The organism is Cryobacterium sp. MDB2-A-1 (genome assembly GCF_004402675.1).
Taxonomy (GTDB): Bacteria; Actinomycetota; Actinomycetes; order Actinomycetales; family Microbacteriaceae; genus Cryobacterium; species Cryobacterium glucosi.
This window is the reverse complement of sequence record NZ_SOFK01000025.1, coordinates 64,799-85,500: the sequence shown is the minus strand read 5'-3', so window position 1 is coordinate 85,500 and position 20,702 is coordinate 64,799. Positions and strand designations below refer to the sequence as shown.

The window sequence follows — 20,702 nt, the reverse complement described above, 5'->3', positions numbered from 1 at the left end:
ATCGAACCGGTGACGCCGCGCCCGACTGGTTAAAGTGGACACACCTCGACCGATGGGAGCCGCGGGATGACAACGGAGTCTGTCGCGCTGCGGCTGCACGCCGCGGCCTCAGCGGATGCCGCCCTCGCCTCCGACCTCCGCGCCGCCTACCGGGGCCGGCACGACGTGCTCGACGCACTCTGGTGGCGGGCGCACCCGCTCACCGGCACCCCGGGCGGGCGACCGGATCCCGCCGCAGAACTGCCCCGGTTGCAGGCCGCGGTGTACGCGCGCCCGGGCCCGGACGGCTCCCTCGAGGCGAGTGAGCGGCGGCTCCACGACCTCACCGCCCAGCTGCGGCAGGACGCGACCGACCTCGAGGCACTGCTGGTGCTGTTCCCCGACGCCGCGGCCTCCCCCGACGTCGTCCACTCCCGGGGCACTCGCCCCCTCGATGCTGCGGGCACATCCGACGCCGACGCGACGGCACGACCCGCCCGCGCGTTCCGCGGGCCGACTCGCCGGCGCAACGTGCTCCTCGTCGCGGCCGGGTTCCTCCTCGGCGGGATCGCCGTCGCCACGACCTCTGCCCTGTTGTCCCTCGGCGGCCCGGTGAGCGGCCCGGGCACCGAGCCGGCGGCATCCGCTTCGCCAGGGCTTCTCGCGCTCTTCGACCAGCCGCCGATCCCCGACCAGACCACGATCGATCTCGGTCCCGAGTTCCGGCGGGATTCGATCCACGCGATGTTCGTCGAGCGCGAGACCAGCTCCTTCGTGTACGTCGCGCGGCGGGGCGACGACCTCTACTGCGTCATCCTGCGCACCCAGGGCCAGCAGGGCGCGAGCGCGTGCGTCGGCCTCGCCGAAATCGCCCGCCGCGGCCTGACCCTCACGGCGACGGTGCCGGTCAATCCCTTCACCCTCGGCAAGGACTCCCTCGAACCGGCGGGCGCCCTCGCTGACGTCACGATCAGGATCAGTACCGACGGCGTCGTGTCGAGCGAGACCGCCCCGCACCCCACTTCCTGACCGGCAGCACCTGTTCCCGGCGGCCCACTCGCTAGGGTGAGTGTCACAACCGTCGGGGGGGCCGGAATGGTATTCGAGATCAGCGCAGAGTCCGAGCAGCAGCGGCGGGCCGGGCGACTGCGCGAGGCTGCCCAGGCGGATGCCGCGCTCCACGAAGTTCTGCGGGGCGCCTACCCGGGTCGACACGAGGTACTCGACGCCCTCTGGTGGCGGGCGCATCCGCTCACGGAGACGCCGGCCGGCCGGCCGGACCCCGCTGCCGAACTCCCGGAGTTGCAGGCGGCGGTGTACTCCCGTGCCCGCTCGCCCGAGTCGGCTTCCGAGGACGAGCAGCGTCTCGCGGCCCTGCAGCTGGCGCTCGGCCGGGACACCGCCGACCTCGACGCACTCCTCGGCCAGTACCCCACCCTCGAGGCCGGCGCGCTCGCCAAAACCGGACCATTCCTTCCCGCGAGAGTACGAAAAGTGCCCTTATCGGACCCCGATACGGGCACTTTTCGTACTCTCGCGGAGGGAGGAGCGGATGCAGCGGCGGGAACCGCAGCGGGCCCGGGGCCGGAAGCCTCGGCGCCGCGACGCCTGCGCGTGCTGCGCGCAGGAGCGCTGGTGCTGGCGGGTGCCGCGGTCGGGGTGCTCGCCCTGCTCGTTCTGCAGGCGAGCGGTCTGGCCAGCGCAACGGATGTCTCTGGCGGCGCTACCCCGACGGCCGGAGCCTCCGAGACGGCCGGGCCCGCCGCATCCGCCGGAAACCTGCTCGGGGTCTTCGACCAGCCCGAATTCGTGCCCGACGACACCACGCCCGCCCTTGGCGGCGAGTACACCTCGGTGCACAGCCTTTTCGGACCGGTCCTCGAAACGGGACTGCCGTACAGTGTCTTCGCGGCACGGCTCCGTGACGACCAATACTGCCTGATCCTCCGCAACGCCGACCTCACCGGCACGAGCGCGTGCACCACGCTCGACGAACTCGCCGGGAGCGGGCTACACCTCAACGCCACGGTCATGGGCTCGCTCGGGACGGCAGGCCCCCTCACCGTTTCGGACACCTACGACCAGCTGATCGACGTCAGCGTCGATTGGACCGCAGACGGAATGAGCTCATCGAGCGGCCCGCACCCTAGCGCGGACGGGTAGCCCGGGCGCCGAGTGTCGCCACACCCGCCGAGGATCGCCCGTACACCGGGTCGTCTGGGCGGAACCGGCGACACTCGACCGTGGTCGGCCGCGGCGAGGCTCGTCAAGCGGGCGGGTCACACCGTGCCGGTGAGCTCGTGCTCGACGAAGTCCCTGCGGCGGCGTTGCACCCGCATCCAGATGAAGAAGCCCGTGATCGTGAACGCCCCGTAGAACACGTACAGGATCGCCGAGGCGTAGTACCCGGCGCTGACCAGGAGCGGTACCCCGACGATGTCGACCGCGACCCAGATCAGCCAGAACTCGGTCCAGCCCTTGGCCATGCCGTAGGTCGCGAGCAGGGAGCCCGTGAAGATCCAGGCATCAGCCCAGACCGGTTCGAAGGAGCCGAGGGCACGGAAGATCGGGGTGAGCACGAGGGTGCCGGCGACCATGCCGAGGCCGAGCAGGATGCGGGTGCGGTTGCCCGCCCAGTGCGGCACGACCGCGGCGCGAACGGTGGAGTGGCGGCTCCGCGACCACTGGATCCACCCGTAGATCGACACGATGATGAACATCACCTGTCGGCCGGCCTGGCCGAGCAGGTTCACCGGGTTGGGGGTACCGAAGACGGCGCCGAGGAACACCGTGAACAACAGCGCATTGCCCGCCATGCCGACCGGCCACGCCCAGACCTTGCGGCGCATTCCACCGACTGCGCTCAGTATCCCGAACGCGTTGCCGATCACCTCGCGCCAGAGGATGGTCTGCGTGCCGATCTGAAGTTGCGCGTCGAACAGCCACTCAATCGGATTCACAGGTCAACTTCCTCGCCGGGGCTGGTCCCTCCGCCTTCTCCCAACTTACCGCGAACGCTTTCGGGCGGCTTCGGCTCAAGCTCGTCGGCCAGGCGCAGCCCACGCTCTGCCCACCCGATTTCCTGCTCGGCCCGGGCGATGAGCCCCTCGTAGGCGAAGAGCTTGTACGCCGCGATGCGCGGCCGCTCGGACTCCGGGCTGATCAACAGTCTCTGGACGAAGATCGGATGCGTACGGTCCCGGATCGCGGCGAACTGGCCCTGCCACTGCTCGCGCAACCCGGCCCAGTGCCGCACGTGCGCCCGGAGCTGCTCCCGGACCGAGTCCGGGTCGGCCCACTCGAAGTACGCCGCACGCAGGTGCGCCGGGTCTCGCTCCCGCGAGTACTCGACCGGTTCGGCCATCCACGCACGGAACGCCTGCTCACCTAGCGAGGTGATGTGGTAGACCCGCTTCGTCGCCTGGGTCGCCTGGGTACTCCGGGCAACTGCCGTCGCCTCGATCAGTCCCCCGGTTTCCATCCGGCGCAGTTCCGGGTAGATCTGCGAGTCCGGGGCGCTCCAGACGTGCCCGACCGAGCTGTGGAAGGACTTGGCGAGGTCGTAGCCCGTCATGGGCTGCGCCGTCAGGAGCGCGAGGAGGGCGTAGCGCAGGCTCATGGTTTGATTCTGGTCCCTGAAAGGGTCTTGTGGTTTCACTATCGACATAGGTATTGTTGCCCTCCATTGACATATCGATGTGATGCCAGGTGCATGATGTCCGGACGAAGGAGTCCCGATGAAGGAAACGACCGTCGACAAGATCCTCGGCCACCCGCTCAACGCCTGGTACGTCGCGGCCTGGGACCACGAGGTCAATCGCAAGCCGCTCGCGCGAACCGTCGCGAACCGTCCGCTCGCGCTGTACCGCACCGAGGACGGTGACGCCGTCGCCCTCGCCGACGCGTGCTGGCACCGGCTGGCGCCGCTCTCGATGGGCAAACTGGAGGGCCGGGACGGCATCCGCTGCCCGTACCACGGCATCCTCTACAATTCGGCGGGCCGCTGCGTCTCGATGCCGGCACAGGAGACCATCAACCCGAGCGCAACGGTCGCGTCCTTCCCCGTCGTGGAACGGTACCGCTACGTCTGGGTGTGGCTCGGCGACGCAGCCCTGGCCGACCCGGAGCTCGTGCCCGACATGCACCAGATGGATGACCCGGAGTGGGCAGGAGACGGCCTGACGATCTCGGTGGACTGCAACTACCAGCTGGTGCTCGACAACCTGATGGACCTGACCCACGAGGAATTCGTGCACAGTTCCTCGATCGGCCAGGAGGCGCTGAGCGAATCCGAGTTCACGGTGCACCATGACGAACGGACCGTCACCGTGGAACGCTGGATGCTCGGCATCGACGCTCCCCCGTTCTGGCTGAAGAACATGCGCGACAAGTTTCCCGGCTTCGAGGGGAAGGTCGACCGCTGGCAGATCATCCACTTCGAATCGCCGACCACGATCAACATCGACGTCGGTGTCGCGCGGGCCGGCACCGGGGCGCCGCAGGGCGATCGAAGCCAGGGCGTCAACGGCTATGTGATGAACACGATCTCGCCCGTCACCGACCGTTCCTCCCGCTACTTCTGGGCGTTCATGCGCAATTACCGGCTCGAAAGCCAGGTGATCACCACCCAGCTGCGCGACGGGGTCTCCGGCGTCTTCAGGGAAGACGAGGACATGCTCGTCGCCCAGCAGGCCGCGATCGACGCAAACCCCGACTACGAGTTCTACAGCCTGAACATCGACGCGGGCGGGATGTGGGTGCGGCGGCTGATCGAACGTCAGCTCGCGGCGGAGGGACGCCTGCCCGCGCCCGTCGCTGCCGGCTGAGCGGCGGCGACGACGATGGCAACGTCCCACGCGGCGGTCTGGCAGCGCGCCACGGTCGTCGACTCGACCGCCCTCACCGACGACATCCGCCGGATCGTGCTCGCGCCCGACCACCCGGCCAAGGTCGACGCCGGCGCGCACATCGACGTGCGCGTGCCGATCGGCGGGGTTCTGGACCGCCGGTCGTACTCCGTCGTCGACGCCGGCCCCGACGGCCGGACCCTGGCGATCAGCGTGCTCGACTCGCCGCGGTCCCGCGGCGGCGCGCGGGCGATGCACGCCCTCCGGCCCGGCGACACCGTCGAGATCACCCAGCCGATCGTCGACTTCCCCCTCCGCGTCGGAGCCGCGCACTACGTGCTGCTGGCCGGCGGCATCGGCATCACTGCGGTCATGGGCATGGCGAGGGTGCTCCGGTCGGTCGGCGCCGATTACACGCTCGTCTACGCCGGGCGCAGCCGGCCGGCGCTGGCCTACGTCGAACACGTGCAGAACGCGCACGGCGACCGGCTGAGACTCCACATCACCGACGAAGGCAACCCGCTCGACGTCACCGAGCTCGTCGGCGGGGTCGAACCGGGCACCGAACTCTACCTGTGCGGTCCGATCAGGCTGATGGACGCCGTCCGCCGGGCCTGGATCGAACGCGAGCTCCCCTACCCCGACCTCCGGTTCGAGACCTTCGGCAACAGCGGCTGGTTCGCCCCCGAGGACTTCGTCGTGCGCATCCCGCGGATCGGCGCCGAGGTCACCGTCCGGGCGACCGAGACCATGCTCGAGGCGCTCGAGGCCGCTGAGGTCGACCTGATGTTCGACTGCCGCAAGGGTGAGTGCGGACTCTGCGAGGTGCGCGTGCTCGACCTCGACGGAGACATCGACCACCGCGACGTCTTCTACAGCGAGCGCCAGAAGGACTCCCGCGGCACGATGTGCTGCTGCGTGTCCCGAGCCGTCGCCCCGCCCGGCGGCACCGCCGTCGTGACAATCGACATTTCCTGATCCTCCGCACCCCTACCCAACCGCAATCACCCTGAAGGAGAACCGCCCATGACACTCACCGTGAACGAGACCGCGACCACCCCGTTCCTCGACCCCGCGGCGTGGTCGGGGAAGATCTACATCAACGGGGAGTGGGTCGCCGGGTCAGGCGGCGATCTCCCGGTCATCGAGCCGGCGACCGGCGACGAGATCGGCCGGATCGGGATCGCCACCCCCGTCGACGTGGCCAGGGCCGCCGCGGGCGCGGCCGCGGCGCAGAAGGCCTGGGCCGCGACCGCGCACCCGGTGCGCGCCGCCGTGCTGCGCCGGGCCGCCGCGCTCCTGGAGGAACACGCCGACGAGATCATGGACTGGAACGTGCGGGAAGTCGGCGCGGTTCCCGGGCTTGCCGGCTTCGCCCTCCACGTCGGCGCTCAGGAATGCTATGAGGCGGCGGCGTTGCCGTCGCATCCGCTCGGCCAGGTACTCTCGAGCGAGGAGCCGAGGATCTCCATCGCCCAGCGGGTGCCCGTCGGCGTCGTCGGAGTCGTGTCGCCGTTCAACGTGCCGATCATCCTCGGCATCCGCGCGGTGGCGCCGGCGCTCGCGCTGGGCAATGCGGTCGTGCTCAAGCCGGACCCGCGCACCGCTGTGACCGGCGGCGTGATGATGGTGCGCATCTTCGAGGAGGCCGGCCTGCCCGCCGGGCTCCTGCAGCTGGTGACCGGCGGCGCCGATGTCGGCGAGGCCATCGTCACCGACCCGAACGTGCGGGTGATCGCGTTCACCGGCTCGACCAGGGCCGGTCGCGCCGTCGGCGAGCTCGCGGGAAAGCATCTCAAGCGTGCCCACCTCGAGCTGGGCGGTAATTCCGCCTTCGTCGTACTCGCCGACGCAGACGTCGACAAGGCCGTCAACCTCGCGGCCTGGGGATCGTTCCTGCACCAGGGCCAGATCTGCATGACGGTCGGGCGGCACATCGTGCACGAGAGCATCTTCGACGAGTACGTCGAGAAGCTCGCCGCGAAGGCGGACTCCCTTGCCGTTGGCAACCCCGCCACCGAGCACGTGCACCTCGGCCCGATCATCGACGAGAACCAGCGCGACCGCATCCACCGCCTGGTCACGAGCTCGATCGATTCCGGCGCGAAGCTGAGGGCCGGCGGCAGCTACGACGGGCTGTTCTACCGGCCCACCGTGCTCGCGGACTCGCCGCTGGATGCCCCCGCCTTCTGCGAGGAGGTGTTCGGCCCTGTCGCATCCGTGGTGCGGTTCAGCACCGAGGACGAGGCCGTGGGCATCGCTTCGGCGACCGAATACGGGCTCTCGCTCGGCATCGTGACCGCCGACGCCATGCGCGGCCTCGAACTGGCCCAGCGGATCCCGTCCGGCATCGTGCACATCAACGACCAGACGGTCAACGACGAGGCGAACACACCGTTCGGCGGCGTCGGCTCGTCCGGCACGGGTTCGCGGCAGGGCGGTGCGGAGGCCAACATCGACGCCTTCACGGAGACGCGCTGGATCACCCTGCGCCGCACGCCGGGCAGCTACCCGTTCTGAGCGGAGCCTAGTTCACATCGTTGGGGTGGGAGCCCACGCGGCCCGAGCGCTCGAGCGCGGAAATCGTGGCGAGTTCGGTGTGACTGAGCTCGAAGTCGAAGACGTCGAGGTTCTCGATCATGCGCGCGCGCCGGTTCGACTTCGGGAACAGGATGTTGCCGGTCTGCAGGTGCCAGCGGATGACCACCTGAGCGGGGCTCTTGCCGTGCGCCTCGGCCGCGACGACGACGACGGGCTCCTCGAGGAGTGGGTACTTGCCCTGGCCGAGGGGTCCCCACGCCTCGATCTGAATCCCGTGGGCGCGCGCGAACGCGGTGACTTCAGGCTGCTGGTGCGCGGGGTGCAGCTCGATCTGGTTGACCGCCGGGACGACATCCGTCTCGGCGAGAAGGCGTTCGAGGTGCGGCACGAGGAAATTCGAGACACCGATCGAGCGTGCACGTCCGGAGGCGCGGATCTTCTCGAGCGCCTTCCAGCTCTCGATGTAGCTGTCCTTCGCCGGCGTCGGCCAGTGGATGAGGTACAGGTCGACGTAGTCGAGCCCGAGCTTCTCGAGGCTCAGGTCGAAAGCGTCGAATGCGCTCTGGGTGCCCTGTTCGCTGTTCCACAGCTTCGTCGTGACAAAGAGCTCGGAGCGAGGCACGGCGGATGCCGCGATCGCGGCCCCGACTCCGGCTTCGTTCCCGTAGATCGCGGCCGTGTCGAGGTGGCGGTAGCCGACCTCGAGTGCGTCGGAGACGATGCGGGTCGTTTCGTCCGGATCGACCTTGAACACACCGAAGCCGAGCTGAGGAATGGTGTGGCCGTCGTTGAGGGTCAGGGTGGGCACAGAAGTCGTCATGGGCCCACCCTAAACGCCGGAACCGGACGGAACCTGACCTGCGTTGCTTCAGCGGGTGAGCTGGAGCTTCCACGCCTCGGGCTCGCGGGAGAGATAGCTCACCGTGAACCGGCCCGGGTGTCGCTGTTCGAGCTGGGCGAGGAGGGGCAACGGGTCGTGGGGAGCGACGAGGACCAGGCCGCCGCCGGGGAGGACAGCGTCCAGCGCACCGAAGATCGCGGCGTGCCGGATCGCGTGCGGGAGCTGCCGGGCGTCCAGTTCTGGGTACCCTGCAGCCTCGGCCTCGCCGCAGGTGCAGGTGTGGCCGGCGGGCTCGTCGTGGGCCGCGGGCCGGGGTGCGGATGCGGGAAGGAGGGGGATCATGTCAACCATGATTTAAACCTAATATATTCCGCTTTAATTAGCGAGCGGGTCGACGGGCACCCAGTCGCCGCGGAGGCGCACCTCGCACAACTCGGGAAGGACGAAGGGGCGCAGCTCCACGTCGTCCGGGTCGTGCCCGCCGGAACGGGCGATGCCCCGGATCAGACCCAGGTGCAGCGAGCACACCACCGCGGGCGTGTGCCTGGCTTCGTCGCGGAAGGGACAGGCCCGGAGCTCGACGACCATACCGTCGCGGGCATCCGTCTCGCTCGGCGACGCCGGCTGACCGGGCGACGCCGGCTGACCGGGCGACGCCTCAAGCGATTGGGCGATCGGGTCGAAGCCGAGGCCGTCGAGGATGTGCACGAGCGGCCCGACGTCGCTCGCTCCCCCGGCCGCCCCTGTGCCCGGTTCGCTCTCGCGCGCCTCGAGGTCGAAGGCGGACGACCAGCGCTCGCCGGCGCGGATCGCCCGTGCCCGGCCGCCGTCGTCGTCCTCGGCGAGGGCGCCGACGAGGGCGTGGCTGAGCAGCCGCTGCACACCGTCTTCGCGCACCGCGGGATTCACGGTGAAGAGGATGCGCGGACGCCCGCGGATCCCGGTCCGGTCGACGGCACGGCGGATCAGCCCGGCACCCTCGAGCTGGTCGAGATGGAAGCGCGCGGTTGTCACGTGCAGGCCGATGCTCGCGGCGACGGCGACGGCGTCGACGGGCTCGCGGGCACCCGCGATCAACTCGAGCACCCGGCGGCGCGCATCCGAGGCGAGGGCCGCGTGCCGGTCGCCGATTCCCTGTCCGTCTACCATAGTTTGAGCGTAACAGTCTCCGGTTAAAGCGCCAGGCCGGGAGGACCCGCCCGCGCGCACCGGGCACCCGGAAGTCTTACGATGGAATGCTCATGATTCCCCTTGTCATCACCTTCCCGCCCGAACTCCCCGTCAGCCAACGCCGCGAGGATATCGCGCGCGCCATCCGCGACAACCAGGTCGTCATCATCGCGGGCGCGACGGGCTCGGGCAAGACCACCCAGATCCCGAAGATCTGCCTCGAACTCGGGCGCACGAGCATCGGCCACACCCAGCCGCGGCGGCTCGCCGCCCGCACGATCGCCGAGCGCATCGCCGAGGAACTCGGCCAGGAGGTCGGCCAGGTCGTCGGTTACCAGGTGCGGTTCACCGACCAGGTCGGTCCTGACACCAAGATCAAGCTCATGACCGACGGCATCCTGCTGAACGAGATGCACCGCGACCGGATGCTGCGCAAATACGACACCATCATCATCGACGAGGCCCACGAGCGCAGCCTCAACATCGACTTCCTGCTCGGCTACCTGCGCCAGCTGCTGCCGCAGCGCCCCGACCTCAAGGTCATCATCACCTCGGCGACGATCGACCCGCAGAGTTTCGCCGAGCACTTCGCGGCCGTCGACGGCACCCCTGCGCCGATCATCGAGGTCTCCGGCCGTACCTACCCGGTCGAGATCCGCTACCGCCCGCTCGTGGCCGAAGCGATGGCGGACGATGACGACGAGGACCAGGCCTCGGCGACGCCGCCGGTGGACCGCGACTACATCGAGGGCATCTCCGCGGCGCTCGACGAACTCGAGCGCGAGTCGAACGGCGACGTGCTCGTCTTCCTGAGCGGAGAGACCGAGATCCGCGACGCAGCGGATGCCCTGCAGGGCAAGTTCGCCAGTGGCGACCGTACGAGCCCGACCGAGGTGCTGCCGCTCTACGGCCGGCTCTCCTCCGCCGATCAGCACAAGGTCTTCCAGCCCTCGACCGTCGCCGGGGTTCGGCGCCGGATCGTGCTCGCGACGAACGTCGCCGAGACCAGCCTGACCGTCCCGGGCATCCGTTATGTCATCGACGCCGGAACCGCCAGGATCAGCCGGTACAGCGTGCGCTCGAAGGTGCAGCGGCTGCCGATCGAGGCGATCAGCCAGGCCTCCGCGAACCAGCGCTCCGGGCGCAGCGGGCGCACGAGCGACGGCATCGCCATCCGGCTGTATTCGGAGGAGGACTTCGGTCGCCGCCCGGAGTTCACCGAGCCCGAGGTGCTGCGCACCAACCTCGCCGCCGTGATCCTGCAGATGATCTCGCTCGGCCTCGGCGACATCGCCGCGTTCCCGTTCCTCACCCCGCCGGATTCCCGCGGTATCAAGGACGGCCTCGACCTGCTCGCCGAGCTTGGCGCCGTTGCGCCGGGCAGTGGGGTGAGCAACGCGAGCGGCGGGGTGTCCAAGCTCACCCGGATCGGGCAGCAGCTCGCGAAGCTGCCGATCGACCCCCGCTTCGGGCGGATGGTCATCGAGTCCAAGACCCAGGGCACCAGCCGCGAGGTGATGGCGATCGTCGCCGGCCTCACCATCCAGGACCCGCGGGAACGGCCGCTCGAGCGGCGCGCGCAGGCCGACCAGCAGCACGCGCGGTTCGCGGACCCGACGAGCGACTTCCTCGGCCTGCTGAACCTCTGGAATTACCTCGAGCTCAAGCAGAAGGAACTCGGCTCGAGCGCCTTCCGCAGGCTCTGCAAGAACGAGTTCCTGAACTACCTGCGGGTGCGCGAGTGGCAGGACGTCTACAAGCAGCTCCGCCAGCTAGCCAAACCGCTCGGCCTCCACATCGGCGACCCGGCGGTCAACCCCGACGGCATCCACCGCTCCCTCCTCGCCGGGCTGCTCTCGCACATCGGCCTCAAGGATGTCGCGAAGAAGGACTACATCGGCGCCCGCCAGCAGCGCTTCGTGATCTTCCCCGGCTCGTCGCTCGCGAAGAAGCAGCCCAACGCCGTGATGAGCGCGGAACTCGTGGAGACCAGCCGGCTCTTCGCCCGGATGAACGCCGTCGTCGACCCCGCCTGGGCCGAACCGCTCGCCGGGGACCTCTGCAAGCGCAGTTACTCCGAACCGCACTGGGAGAAGAAGCAGGGCTCCGTCGTCGCCTACGAGCGGGTCACCCTCTACGGGGTTCCGATCGTGCCGCGCCGCCGCATCCAGTTCTCCCGGGTCGACCCGGCCTACGCCCGCGAGCTCTTCATCCGGCACGCCCTCGTCGACGGCGAATGGGACCTCGACCGCGTCGACCAGCGTGTCACCGCGTTCGACCGGGCCAACACGAAGCTGCGCAAGGAACTCGCCGAGCTCGAGGAACGCACCCGGCGCCGCGACATCCTCTTCGACGACGAGGCCGTCTTTGAGTTCTACCAGCGCCGCATCCCCGCGGAGGTCTGCTCGACGCGCACCTTTGAGACGTGGTGGCGCAAGGCGCGCGCCGAGACCCCCGACCTGCTCACGATGACCGCGGAGGCGCTCGTTCCCGACGAGGCCACCCCGGAGATCGACGAGGCCGTCTTCCCGCCGACCTGGCACCAGGGCGACCAGCGTTTCCACCTGAGCTACCGGTTCGAGCCGGGGGCGGATGACGATGGCGTCGCCGCCCTGATCCCGCTCGCCCTCCTGGCCCGGCTCTCCCCCGCCGGCTTCGACTGGCAGGTGCCGGGCCTCCGCGCCGACCTCGTGACCGCGCTGATCAAGTCGCTCCCGAAGAGCATCCGCCGCAACGTCGTGCCCGCCGCCGACTGGGCGGCCCGGCTGCTCACCGAGCTGCCGCCTGCGCCCGGCGAGGCCCGCACGGCGAAGGACACGAGCAGCATGGGCGGCACGAGCATCGGCGCCCGGCTCGGCGCGGGCACGGGGGCGGGTTTCGAGCCAGAGGCTGCGCCGTTCACCGAGATCCTCGCGGGCCTGATCCAGCGGCTCACGTACGTCCCGGTGAACGCAAACGACTTCGAGCTCGGGCGCGTACCCGCGCACCTCCGGATGACGTTCCGCGTCGTCGACGACCGCGGACAGGCGATGGCCTCCGGAAAGGACCTCGGCGAGCTGCAGCGCAGGCTCGGCTCCCGGGCCCGCGAAAGCGTCGCGGCGGCATCCGCTGCCACGCCCGTGAACGCGATCGAGCGCGGCGGCCTCACGACCTGGGATTTCGCGGAACTCCCCCGGTTCATCGACACCAAACAGGGCGACAACACCATTCGCGGCTACCCGACCCTCGTCGACGAGGGCACGAGCGTCGCGATCCGGATGATGAGCACCGCTGCAGAGCAGGCGAGCACGCTGCCGGGCGGGGTGCGCCGGCTGCTGCTGCTCGCGACGCCGTCTCCGGTCGCCTACGTGCAGCAGCACCTGACCGGGGCGGAGAAGCTCAGCCTCGCCACGAGCCCTTACCGCACCACGCAGGCCCTCTTCGACGACTGCCTCGCGGCCTGCGTCGATGAGGTGCTGTTCCGGGTGAACCCGAGCGGCCAGGTCTTCATGAAAGCCGAGTTCGACTCGATCCGGGACCGCGTGTCCGGGGTGCTGATGGACTCGATGTTCGAGGCCGTTGGGCTCGTTGCGCGCATCCTCACCGCCTCCCGGGCCGCCGACAAGGCGCTCAAGGCCTCGACGAGCATGGCGTTGCTGCCCGCGCTGACGGATGCCCGTGCCCAGCTGGCCGGACTGATCTACCCCGGCTTCGTGAGCGCGACGGGCCTCGCCCAGCTGCGCCACCTGCCGCGCTACCTCGGCGGCATCAGTTCACGGATCGTGAAACTCGGCGACAATCCCAGCCGCGACCGGGTCTGGATGAATGAAAGCCAGTCGGCCACGGCCCGCTACGAAGCTGCCGGCGGCCGGATTCCGCTGGCCCCCGGCATGGCGGCGAACCTCGTGCGCGCACGCTGGATGATCGAGGAGCTGCGGATCAGCCTGTTCGCGCAGGAGCTCAAGGCCGCGGAGTCGGTGTCTCTGCAGCGGATCCACAAGGTCCTGACCAGCTGACCCCGACATCCGCCGGGGTCAGCTGGTGGCTAGAGCACCTTCGAGAGGAACGCCTGCGTGCGGCGGTGTTGCGGGTTGCTCAGCACGAGCTCGGGGTCGCCGGACTCGACGACGACGCCGCCGTCCATGAACACGAGCGAGTCACCCACCTCGCGGGCGAAGCCCATCTCGTGGGTGACCACGATCATCGTCATGCCCTCCTTGGCGAGGCCCTTCATCACGTCGAGCACCTCGCCGACGAGTTCAGGGTCGAGCGCGCTCGTCGGCTCGTCGAAGAGCATCAGTTTGGGCTCCATCGCGAGCGCGCGGGCGATCGCGACGCGCTGCTGCTGGCCACCGGAGAGGTGCGCGGGGTAGTAGTCCGCGCGTTCGGCGAGTCCCACCCGGGCGAGCAGGTCGCGGGCGGTGCGCTCGGCCTGCGCCTTGGGCAGCCCCTTGACCCGCAGCGGCGCCTCCATCACGTTCTGGAGTGCGGTCATGTGTGGGAACAGGTTGAAGCGCTGGAACACCATGCCGATGTCCCTGCGCTGCTTCGCCGCTTCCTTGGGCGCCATCTCGTAGAGCTTGCCGTTGGTCTCGCGGTAGCCGATCAGCTCGCCGTCGACGCTCAGCCGCCCGGCGGAGAGCACCTCGAGGTGGTTGATGCAGCGCAGGAACGTGGACTTGCCCGACCCGCTCGGCCCGACGAGGCACATCACCTCGCCGCGTTTGACCTCGAGGGAGATGCTCTTGAGCACCTCGTGCGAGCCGAAGCTCTTCGAGACCTGCTCTGCGAGCACCATCGGCACGTAACCGCGGGCAGCGGATGCCGCGTTCGGCGTGGTCAGGTCGCTCATGACGGGCCTCCCTGGCCGGTTTCGGGTTCTCGGCCGGTGCGGGTCGCCGGCGCCTGCTCGGAGCCGGGCACGATCGTGACGCCCGTGATCGGGTCGGGGTTGGAGCCGCCGCCCTTCTTGTCCGGCTGACGGTCGCCGATGCCGCGCGCGAAACGCTTCTCGAGGAAGTACTGGCCCACCATCAGGATCGAGGTGAAGAACAGGTACCAGATCGACGCGACGATGAGCAGCGGGATCGGGTTGAACGTCTCGGCGGAGATGTCACGGGAGCGGGCGAACAGGTCGAAGCTGAACGGCACCGCCGTGACGAGCGAGGTCGTCTTGAGCATCGAGATGACCTCGTTGCCGGTCGGCGGGATGATCACCCGCATCGACTGCGGCAGGATGACCCGGGTCATCGTCTGCGACCAGCTCATCCCGAGCGCGGTCGCGGCCTCTTCCTGGCCACGATCGACGGCGAGGAGTCCGGCACGGACGATCTCGGCCATATACGCGGCCTCGTTGAGCGAGAGGCCGATCACCGCGAGGGCGAACGTGCTGAGCGCGGCGTTCGTCTCGAACGACACCCACGGGTGCATGAACGGGATGCCGATGTCGATGCTCGAATAGATCAGCGAGATCAGGCCCCAGATGGTCAGCTGGACGTAGACCGGTGTGCCGCGGAAGACCCAGAGATAGAACCACGCGAGGCTCTTCACGACCGGGTTGGGCGACAGCCGCATCACTGCGAGGATCACGCCGAGGACGATCGCGATCACCATCGAGTAGACGGTGAGTTCGAGGGTCACGAGCGCGGCCTGGGAGATGCGCCGGTCGAACAGGTACTTCGCGACCGTCGGCCAGTCGTACGCGGGGCGGAAGGCCGCGTCGACGATGGCCAGGGCGAACACCACGATCAGGATGATCGCGAAGACCATCCGCCAGGGGTGACGCAGCCGGATGGCTTTGATGGGAACCGACGCGGCCGGGGCGGCCGGATCGGCCGGGGACGAGGCGGGCCCCGCCCCCCGGCCGTTCAGATTCGGCGTGCTCACCGGTTAGCCGTTCGCGGCTGCGTTGATCGTGATCTTGTCGATGCCGCCGTCGGCGACACCCCACGTGTCGAGGATGGCCTTGTAGCTGCCGTCGTCGACCATGGACTGCAGTGCGGCCTGGACGGCCTTGCCGAGGTCAGAGCCCTTGGCGACGACCATGCCGTATGGTGCGACGTCGAAGGTCTTGCCCGCGAGCTGCAGCTTGCCCTTGGTCTGGGCGATGGCGTAGAGGGTGACGGGAGAGTCGGCGCTGAGCGCGTCGGCCTGGCCGAGTACGACCGCGTTCGTCGCGGCATCCTGGGTGTCGAACTTGAGCTTGTCGATCGCGGGCTTGCCGGCCGCGACGCAGGCGTCGCTCTTGGCGGGGACCTCGTCGGTGTCCTCATAGGTGGTCGCCTGCACGGCTACCTTCATGCCGCAGGCGTTGTCCGGGTCGACGGTCTTGTCCTTGGCCGATGCCCACTGGATACCGGCGGTGTAGTAGTTGACGAAGTCGACCTGCTGCTCGCGCTCGGCGGTGTCCGTGAACGAGGACTCGCCCATGTCGGCCTTGCCGCCGGCGACGGAGGGGATGATGTTGTCGAACTTGGCGACCTGGAATTCGGCCGTGAGCCCGAGCTTGGTCGCGACCGCGCTCGCGATCTCGATGCCCCAGCCGATGGGCTTGCCTGCTTCGTCCTTGAACTCGTTGGGGGCGTAGGTCGGGTCGCTGCCGACGATGAGCTTGCCGGAGGACGCGATCTTGGCGGGAACGAGTGCGGCGGCCGCGTCGTCCTTGGTGATCGCTGCGGCCGAGGCGCTGGTGGTCGAGCCGGTCGAGGGCGTCGAGTTGTCGACGCAGCCGGTGAGCATCAGTGCGGCCGCGGCGGCGACGGCGGGGAGTAGGTATCGAGCGCGCATATGCGGAACCTTCTTTGTTTGTCGGTGTCAGGGGTTCGTCATTGAGTCCGTAAACGGTAAGCGACAGAGGTGAGCATATAACAGGATGCTCACGCGGATTCTGTGCGCAGGTCACGTTTTGGACTAGCTAAAGCGAGCGTGAGGGGGACGTGTCTCGATCAAGTATGGCCGTTGGCGTGTTTCGGGCAGATTTCGCCGGGTGCGACGACAGCGCCCGAACCGCCGGCCCGCCCAGTTGCGCACAAAGCACCCTCGTCGCGACGACGAAGGTGCTTTGACCGCAATTCAACCCCGGCGACGGGCGTTATTCGGCGGCCTTGGCCGCGGTCGAGAGCATCGTCACGTAGTCGTCGAGGCCCCAGGTCAGCGAGAGACCCGTCGGCGGGGAGACGGACGAGATGAATGCCGCGCCGACCGGGGAGGCGACGGAACCACGCTGCACCTGCGGCATGGCCTGGGCGTACCCGGCGGAGAGGAACGCATCCGATTCCTCCTGCGTCGTCCCGAAGTTCACGAGCACGTCACTCGTGAGCTTGTCGAGCTGTTCGTGGCTGAGCGTGTAATAGAAGCTCGCCTCGTCGGTCGCGAGGGCATCGACGGCGGGTGCGTTCACGAAGCCGAGGTCGAGGGTGAATGCGACGCGGGGGTCTTCCTTCTTGTAGACGTAGAACGTTCCTCCGCTGTCGCTCGTGAGGGCGATGGACTTGCCCGCGAACTCGGGGTGGGCTGCCGCGGCCGCGGCGATCTTCGCGTCGATGCCCGCGAGAAGCGTGGTCGCTTCAGCGGACTTGCCGAGAGCCGTTCCGGTGATCGTGATGAGGTCGCGCCAATTCGTCGCCCAGGGCTGGTCCGGGTAGCCGACCACGGGGGCGATCTTGCTGAGCAGCGCGTACTGCTCGGCGGTGATGCCCGAGTATGCGGCAAGGATGACGTCGGGTGCGGCCTTGGCGATGTCCTCGTACGGCGGCTCCGTGGAGTCGGGCAGCACGGTCGGCGTCGGCGTTCCGCTCGTCACGAGCGCCTCGGAGATCCACGGCAGCACGCCCTGGGCGTCACCGGCGTATGCCTGGAACGGCATCGCGACGGGAATGACGCCGAGGGCGATCGCGTCGTCCGCGCTCCCCCAGCCCCAGGTCACGACCCGGGTCGGCTGCTTCGGGATCACGGTCGACCCGAAGGCGTTCTCGATGGTGACGGGGAACGACGCGGCTGCGGAGTCGCCCGCCGCAGCATCCGTTGACTGGGGCGCCGGCGCGGAACAGCCGGTCAGCGTCAGGGCGACGAGGGCGGCGACGGCGACAAGCGCGCGAATGGGGGGACGGTGCACGGGAAACTCCGGTTTCTCAGTTGTCTCGGGGAGGGACACGGTTCGACTAAATTAGGTTAGCCTTACCTAATATAGCGGATGCCGCGGTCGGCGCGGGATGGAACCTCCCGATCGGCACGACGAGCGGTGAGCCGCAGACCGGGTCGGGGATGACGAGGGCGTCGAGCCCGAAGGCGGAGCGGACGACGTCGACGGTCAGGGTGTCCACGGGCGGCCCTGCGGCGATGATCCCGCCTGAGCGCATCACGAGCATTTCGTCGGCGTACCGGGCCGCGAGGTTGAGGTCGTGCAGGACCATCACGATCGTGGTCCCCCGGGTGCGGTTGAGCTCGAGGAGGAGGTCGAGGACCTCGATCTGGTGGGCGACGTCGAGGAAACTCGTCGGCTCGTCGAGCAGCAGGATGTCGGTGTCCTGGGCGAGGGCCATCGCGATCCAGACCCGCTGGCGCTGGCCGCCGGAGAGCTCCTCCAGCCGGCGCGCGGCGAGGTCGAGGGTTCCGGTGCGCACGAGGGCGTCGGCGACGATGGCGTCGTCGGCGGCCGTGGTGCCGCGGAACCAGCCCTGATGCGGATGCCGGCCGCGACCGACGAGTTCGCCGACGGTGATTCCCTCCGGCGCGAGCGGCTGTTGCGGCAGGAGGCCGAGCACGGTCGCGACCCGCTTGCCCGGAATCGTCGCGATGTCGGTGCCGTCGAGGAGGACCACGCCGGTCTGCGGGGTGAGCAGGCGGGCGAGTCCGCGGAGGAGGGTCGATTTGCCCGAGGCGTTCGCGCCGACGATGACCGTGATCCGGCCGACGGCGATCTCGAGGTCGAGGTCTGTGACGATCGGGACGCCGTCGTAGCCGAGGCCGAGGGCGACGGTGCGCAGCTCGTGGTGCGTGCGGTCGCCCGGTTCGGCGGCTGCTGGACCCGCGAAAGCCGGGACCGCTGTCTGCGGGTCGGGAGCGTGCGGTTCGGGTTGGGTCATCGGGTTCCTTCTGTGCTGTCGCGCGGGATGCCGCGGGTGCTGCCGGCGCCGCTGCCGCCCGCCGCTCCGGTCGCGAGCAGCCAGAGCAGGTAGGGCGCTCCGATGGCGCCGGTGACGACCCCGGCGGGCAGCTGGAGTCCGCCCGGGAGCAGGTGCTGGGACGCGAAGTCGGCGGCGCTGACGATCAGGGCACCGACGAGGGCCGAGGGAACGAGGCTCAGTCCGCCGGTGCCGACGAGGCGGCGGGCGATCGGCGCGGACACGAACGCGACGAACGCGAGCGGGCCGACCATGGCCGTCCCGAGCGCGGCGAGGGCGACGGCGACGATGAGGAGTCCGAGCCGGTTGCGCTCGGCACCGACCCCGAGGCTCGTGGCCAGGTCGTCGCCCAGTTGCAGCGCGCGAAGACGCGGAGCGAGCATCCACACGATCGGCAGGAGCACCGCGAGCCCGACAGCGACGACCGCGATCTCGGGCCAAGCGGCACCGCTCACGCTGCCGACGAGCCAGGTCAGGGCGTCCTGGGCGTCGCGGAGCTCGGCGCGGCTGAGCAGGTAGCCGAGCAGGCCCTGCACCATGAACGCGATGCCGACGCCGATGAGCACGAAGCGATAGCCGGCGACGCCTCCGGCGCCTCCGCCGCGACCGCGCCAGGCCAGCAGGTAGATGACGGTCGCGACGAGGATCGCGCCGCCGAAGGCCGCGAAAGCGGTCGCGAGGCTGCCGAAGCCGAGCACGAGCATCCCGAGGACCGCTGCGGCGCTCGCCCCGCCGGTGACGCCGACGATGTCGGGGCTCGCGAGCGGATTGCGCAGCACGGTCTGGAACAAGGCGCCCGAGAGCGCGAAGGCGACGCCGGTCAGGAGCGCGAGCACGAGCCGGGGCAGGCGCAGGGTCAGCACGATGAAGTTCTCGGCCCCGGTGCCCTGGCCGGCGAGGGTGCGGAGCAGGTCGGGTACCGCGACGGAATAGGAGCCGACGGAGAGGCTCAGCGCGGCGACGACGAGCACCGCCCCGGAGAGGACGATCACTGTCCGGCGCTCCCGGCGGCGCCGTGCACCCCGCGCCGCGCCGAGCACAGCCGCGGGCGCGAGGACCGGAGTGCTTGTGCTCACAGCCCGACCGCCTTGGTGCCTCGCACGAGAGCAATCAGCACGGGGGCGCCGAGGAACGCGACGACGAGGCCGGCCTCGATCTCGCCGGGGCGGGCGATCACGCGCCCGATCACGTCGGCGAGCAGGAGCAGGGCGGGGCCGAGCAGCGCCGAGAGGGCGAGGGTCCAGCGGTAGTCCGGGCCGGCGAACCAGCGGGCGAGGTGCGGAACCGCGAGGCCGACGAAGACGATCGGCCCGGCGAGGGCGGTCGCCGAGCCGCAGAGCAGCACGACGGCCACGAAGCAGACGATCCGTGCGGCCACGACGTTCTGGCCGAGGCCGCGGGCGAGGTCGTCTCCGAGGGCGAGCGCGTTGAGCATCCGCCCGGCCGTCGCCGCCAGAATCGTGCCGGCGAGGATGAACGGCGCGAGCTGCAGCGCGGTGTCGAGGCCGCGGGCGGAGAGGGAGCCCGCAGACCAGAACCGGTAGCGGTCGAAGGTCGACGGGTCGCTGAGCAGCACGATGGTGATCAGCGAGGTGAGCGCCGCGGTGAGCGCCGTGCCGGCGAGGGTGAGCTTGACGGGGGTCGCTCCCCCGCGTCCGAGCGACCCGATGACGTACACGACGGATGCCGCGACCGCGGCCCCGACGAAGGCGAACCAGACGTAGCCGAGCGCGCTCGTGACTCCGAAGACGGCGATGCCGGCTACGACGAAGAGGGAGGCGCCCGCGTTGACGCCGAGCAGGCCGGGGTCGGCGAGGGGGTTGCGGGTGACGCCCTGCATGAGCGCACCGGCGAGGCCGAGGGCGAGGCCCGCGAGCAGGCCGACGACCGTGCGCGGGATACGCAGGTCGAGCACGACCAGCTGGTCGGTCACGGCGGGGTCGGGCCGGAACAGGGCGTCGAGGACGGTGCCGAAGGGCACGTCCCGCGCGCCGACGACGAGGGAGGCGATGATCACGAGGACGAGGAGCACGGCCGCGCCGAGGAGCCCAGCCACCGGACGTCGACCCGAACCGGTTCGACGGAGTTTTACGGTTTTTCGGCCCGAAACGGCACTCTCGGGTGTTTCTTGGGCAGAAAATCCGTCGGATTCGTTCGGGGCCGGACGGTTCGGGGCCGGGCGGTTCGGGGCCGGGCGGTTCTGGGCGGGGAGGTTCTGGGCGG

18 protein-coding genes are annotated in these 20,702 nt (G+C 69.6%); 6 read left to right on the top strand and 12 right to left on the bottom strand.

What is annotated here, in order from left to right; genetic code table 11:
- Positions 1-66: 66 nt before the first annotated feature.
- Together E3O39_RS08540 and E3O39_RS08535 are read left to right on the top strand one after the other, a co-directional pair.
- Positions 67-1,008, top strand: a complete 942-nt coding sequence (locus tag E3O39_RS08540; protein WP_134449365.1) for a hypothetical protein — start codon at positions 67-69, stop codon at positions 1,006-1,008.
- A 66-nt stretch (positions 1,009-1,074) separates the two neighbouring features.
- Positions 1,075-2,142, top strand: coding sequence for a hypothetical protein (locus E3O39_RS08535; protein ID WP_134449364.1), 1,068 nt, complete (start codon positions 1,075-1,077; stop codon positions 2,140-2,142).
- Between the two features lie 116 nt (positions 2,143-2,258).
- Here the strand turns inward: E3O39_RS08535 and pnuC are convergent, their stop codons facing one another.
- Together pnuC and E3O39_RS08525 are read right to left on the bottom strand one after the other, a co-directional pair.
- Entirely contained in the window at positions 2,259-2,939 is a 681-nt protein-coding gene (gene pnuC, locus E3O39_RS08530; RefSeq protein WP_134449363.1) for a nicotinamide riboside transporter PnuC, read from the bottom strand.
- Positions 2,936-3,598 carry a PadR family transcriptional regulator gene (locus tag E3O39_RS08525; protein WP_134449362.1) on the bottom strand — a complete coding sequence of 221 codons (663 nt, stop codon included), beginning with the start codon at positions 3,596-3,598 and terminating at the stop codon, positions 2,936-2,938. Before E3O39_RS08525 ends, pnuC begins: the two co-directional genes overlap by 4 nt.
- Before the next feature lie 118 nt (positions 3,599-3,716).
- On the opposite strand from E3O39_RS08525, the gene E3O39_RS08520 reads away from it, so the two are divergent.
- From E3O39_RS08520 to E3O39_RS08510, 3 genes are read left to right on the top strand one after another with little or no spacing between them, the layout of a single operon-like run.
- On the top strand, positions 3,717-4,805 hold the full coding sequence (locus E3O39_RS08520) for an aromatic ring-hydroxylating dioxygenase subunit alpha (protein WP_134449361.1): 1,089 nt from the start codon (positions 3,717-3,719) through the stop codon (positions 4,803-4,805).
- Positions 4,806-4,820: 15 nt separating this feature from the next.
- The gene (locus E3O39_RS08515) at positions 4,821-5,804 is read left to right on the top strand and encodes a PDR/VanB family oxidoreductase (protein WP_134449360.1); all 984 of its coding nucleotides are present in this window, start codon (positions 4,821-4,823) and stop codon (positions 5,802-5,804) included.
- Positions 5,805-5,852: 48 nt separating this feature from the next.
- The gene (locus E3O39_RS08510; protein WP_134449359.1) at positions 5,853-7,346 is read left to right on the top strand and encodes an aldehyde dehydrogenase family protein; all 1,494 of its coding nucleotides are present in this window, start codon (positions 5,853-5,855) and stop codon (positions 7,344-7,346) included.
- 7 nt (positions 7,347-7,353) lie between these two features.
- Here the strand turns inward: E3O39_RS08510 and E3O39_RS08505 are convergent, their stop codons facing one another.
- Genes E3O39_RS08505 through E3O39_RS08495 form a run of 3 tightly spaced genes read right to left on the bottom strand, consistent with a single transcriptional unit; the run spans position 7,354 to position 9,357 of the window.
- Positions 7,354-8,187, bottom strand: coding sequence for an aldo/keto reductase (locus E3O39_RS08505; protein ID WP_134449358.1), 834 nt, complete (start codon positions 8,185-8,187; stop codon positions 7,354-7,356).
- Positions 8,188-8,235: 48 nt separating this feature from the next.
- A complete protein-coding gene (locus E3O39_RS08500; protein WP_134449357.1) occupies positions 8,236-8,559 on the bottom strand; it encodes a DUF2249 domain-containing protein in 324 nt (107 codons plus the stop codon).
- Positions 8,560-8,583: 24 nt separating this feature from the next.
- Positions 8,584-9,357: a metalloregulator ArsR/SmtB family transcription factor gene (locus tag E3O39_RS08495; protein ID WP_134449356.1), complete on the bottom strand. Its 774-nt coding sequence runs from the start codon at positions 9,355-9,357 to the stop codon at positions 8,584-8,586.
- 86 nt (positions 9,358-9,443) lie between these two features.
- On the opposite strand from E3O39_RS08495, the gene hrpA reads away from it, so the two are divergent.
- Positions 9,444-13,373 carry an ATP-dependent RNA helicase HrpA gene (gene hrpA / locus E3O39_RS08490; protein WP_174774841.1) on the top strand — a complete coding sequence of 1,310 codons (3,930 nt, stop codon included), beginning with the start codon at positions 9,444-9,446 and terminating at the stop codon, positions 13,371-13,373.
- 29 nt (positions 13,374-13,402) lie between these two features.
- Here the strand turns inward: hrpA and E3O39_RS08485 are convergent, their stop codons facing one another.
- From E3O39_RS08485 to E3O39_RS08455, 7 genes are all read right to left on the bottom strand, one after another.
- Positions 13,403-14,155: an amino acid ABC transporter ATP-binding protein gene (locus tag E3O39_RS08485; RefSeq protein ID WP_134449397.1), complete on the bottom strand. Its 753-nt coding sequence runs from the start codon at positions 14,153-14,155 to the stop codon at positions 13,403-13,405.
- A 50-nt stretch (positions 14,156-14,205) separates the two neighbouring features.
- Positions 14,206-15,243 carry an amino acid ABC transporter permease gene (locus E3O39_RS08480; protein ID WP_370294755.1) on the bottom strand — a complete coding sequence of 346 codons (1,038 nt, stop codon included), beginning with the start codon at positions 15,241-15,243 and terminating at the stop codon, positions 14,206-14,208.
- A gap of 3 nt (positions 15,244-15,246) precedes the next feature.
- Positions 15,247-16,143: an ABC transporter substrate-binding protein gene (locus E3O39_RS08475; RefSeq protein ID WP_134449354.1), complete on the bottom strand. Its 897-nt coding sequence runs from the start codon at positions 16,141-16,143 to the stop codon at positions 15,247-15,249.
- 304 nt (positions 16,144-16,447) lie between these two features.
- Positions 16,448-17,470 (bottom strand): ABC transporter substrate-binding protein, encoded by a 1,023-nt coding sequence (locus E3O39_RS08470; RefSeq protein WP_134449353.1) that lies wholly within the window; start codon positions 17,468-17,470, stop codon positions 16,448-16,450.
- 46 nt (positions 17,471-17,516) lie between these two features.
- Entirely contained in the window at positions 17,517-18,440 is a 924-nt protein-coding gene (locus E3O39_RS08465) for an ABC transporter ATP-binding protein (protein WP_134449352.1), read from the bottom strand.
- Positions 18,437-19,555 carry an iron chelate uptake ABC transporter family permease subunit gene (locus E3O39_RS08460; protein ID WP_134449351.1) on the bottom strand — a complete coding sequence of 373 codons (1,119 nt, stop codon included), beginning with the start codon at positions 19,553-19,555 and terminating at the stop codon, positions 18,437-18,439. Before E3O39_RS08460 ends, E3O39_RS08465 begins: the two co-directional genes overlap by 4 nt.
- The gene (locus E3O39_RS08455; protein ID WP_134449350.1) at positions 19,552-20,535 is read right to left on the bottom strand and encodes an iron ABC transporter permease; all 984 of its coding nucleotides are present in this window, start codon (positions 20,533-20,535) and stop codon (positions 19,552-19,554) included. The genes E3O39_RS08460 and E3O39_RS08455 overlap by 4 nt, the downstream gene beginning before the upstream one ends.
- Positions 20,536-20,702: the final 167 nt, after the last annotated feature.

Bases quoted from the DNA above. Each gene is read 5' to 3' on its own strand.
- E3O39_RS08535 (WP_134449364.1), top strand. From the start codon at position 1,075: ATGGTATTCGAGATCAGCGCAGAGTCCGAGCAGCAGCGGCGGGCCGGG.
- hrpA (WP_174774841.1), top strand. From the start codon at position 9,444: ATGCTCATGATTCCCCTTGTCATCACCTTCCCGCCCGAACTCCCCGTC.
- E3O39_RS08525 (WP_134449362.1), bottom strand. From the start codon at position 3,598: ATGAGCCTGCGCTACGCCCTCCTCGCGCTCCTGACGGCGCAGCCCATG.
- E3O39_RS08515 (WP_134449360.1), top strand. From the start codon at position 4,821: ATGGCAACGTCCCACGCGGCGGTCTGGCAGCGCGCCACGGTCGTCGAC.
- E3O39_RS08500 (WP_134449357.1), bottom strand. From the start codon at position 8,559: ATGGTTGACATGATCCCCCTCCTTCCCGCATCCGCACCCCGGCCCGCG.
- E3O39_RS08475 (WP_134449354.1), bottom strand. From the start codon at position 16,143: ATGCGCGCTCGATACCTACTCCCCGCCGTCGCCGCCGCGGCCGCACTG.
- E3O39_RS08495 (WP_134449356.1), bottom strand. From the start codon at position 9,357: ATGGTAGACGGACAGGGAATCGGCGACCGGCACGCGGCCCTCGCCTCG.
- E3O39_RS08540 (WP_134449365.1), top strand. From the start codon at position 67: ATGACAACGGAGTCTGTCGCGCTGCGGCTGCACGCCGCGGCCTCAGCG.
- E3O39_RS08465 (WP_134449352.1), bottom strand. From the start codon at position 18,440: ATGACCCAACCCGAACCGCACGCTCCCGACCCGCAGACAGCGGTCCCG.
- E3O39_RS08505 (WP_134449358.1), bottom strand. From the start codon at position 8,187: ATGACGACTTCTGTGCCCACCCTGACCCTCAACGACGGCCACACCATT.
- E3O39_RS08520 (WP_134449361.1), top strand. From the start codon at position 3,717: ATGAAGGAAACGACCGTCGACAAGATCCTCGGCCACCCGCTCAACGCC.
- E3O39_RS08485 (WP_134449397.1), bottom strand. From the start codon at position 14,155: ATGGTGCTCGCAGAGCAGGTCTCGAAGAGCTTCGGCTCGCACGAGGTG.
- E3O39_RS08510 (WP_134449359.1), top strand. From the start codon at position 5,853: ATGACACTCACCGTGAACGAGACCGCGACCACCCCGTTCCTCGACCCC.